Below are 1,172 nucleotides of genomic sequence, written 5' to 3'. Positions count from 1 at the left end.
CCGGAAGCACACCGGCTGCACCAAGCGCGAGGCCCGGGTCCGCGCGATCGAGATGCTGCGCCGGGTCGGCATCCCGCAGCCGGACGTCCGGGTGGACGACTACCCGCACCAGTTCTCCGGCGGTATGCGCCAGCGCGCCATGATCGCCATGGCGCTGGTCTGCGACCCCGAGCTGCTCATCGCCGACGAGCCGACGACGGCCCTCGACGTGACGGTCCAGGCGCAGATCATGGACCTGCTCAAGGACCTCCAGCAGGAGTTCGGCACCGCCATCATCTTCATCACGCACGACCTCGGTGTCATCGCCGACATCGCGGACGACGTGCTGGTGATGTACGGCGGCCGGTGCGTGGAGCGCGGCTCCAAGAAGGAAGTGCTGCGGCACCCCGAGCACCCGTACACGCTCGGGCTCCTCGGTTCGATGCCGGCGCTGGACGGTCCGGTCGACGTCCCCCTGTCGCCGATCCCCGGCTCGCCGCCCTCCCTGCTCAACCCGCCGTCCGGCTGCCGCTTCCACCCGCGGTGCGCGTTCGCCGACCAGGTGGCCGGCGGGCGGTGCTCCAGCGAGCGGCCCGCGCTGGAGGTCGTGGACGGGCGGGGTGCGGCCTGCCACCTCACGCCGGAGCAGAAGCGGGAGTTGTTCACCGACTACGCCGCCGCCCGCACCCACTGACGGATTTCAGACGGGACTTCACCACCATGAGCAGCACCACCCCCCTCCTGGACGTCTCCGGGCTCACCAAGCACTTCCCGATCAAGGGCGGCTTCCCCATCAAGCGGACGGTCGGTGCCGTGCAGGCCGTCGACGGCCTGGACTTCCAGGTGGCCGAGGGCGAGAGCCTGGGCCTGGTCGGCGAGTCGGGCTGTGGCAAGTCGACCACCGGCCGGCTCATCACCCGCCTGCTGGAGCCGACCGGCGGCCGGATCTCCTACCGCGGGCAGGACATCACGCACGCCGGCCGCAAGCAGCTGGCGCCGATCCGCTCCGAGATCCAGATGATCTTCCAGGACCCGTACGCCTCGCTGAACCCGCGGCAGACGGTCGGCAAGATCATCTCCGGTCCGATGGAGATCAACGGCATCGACCCGCCCGGCGGCCGGGAGAAGCGCGTGCGCGAGCTGCTGGAGACCGTCGGTCTCAACCCCGAGCACTACAACCGCTTCCCGCACGA

At 70.5% G+C, this 1,172-nt stretch carries 2 protein-coding genes; both read left to right on the top strand.

Annotated features, from left to right (window positions below; all coding sequences use genetic code 11):
- The coding region (locus tag IE312_RS39790; RefSeq protein WP_229899635.1) for an ABC transporter ATP-binding protein at window positions 1-673 on the top strand (673 nt) is incomplete at its 5' end.
- A 26-nt stretch (window positions 674-699) separates the two neighbouring features.
- Window positions 700-1,172 (top strand): ATP-binding cassette domain-containing protein (locus tag IE312_RS13040; protein ID WP_189981349.1); only part of this gene is annotated, 473 nt, incomplete at its 3' end.

Source organism: Streptomyces capoamus (genome assembly GCF_014654935.1).
GTDB lineage: Bacteria > Actinomycetota > Actinomycetes > Streptomycetales > Streptomycetaceae > Streptomyces > Streptomyces capoamus.
The sequence above is the reverse complement of the archived record's forward strand: the minus strand, read 5'-3'. Positions and strand labels throughout refer to the sequence as shown.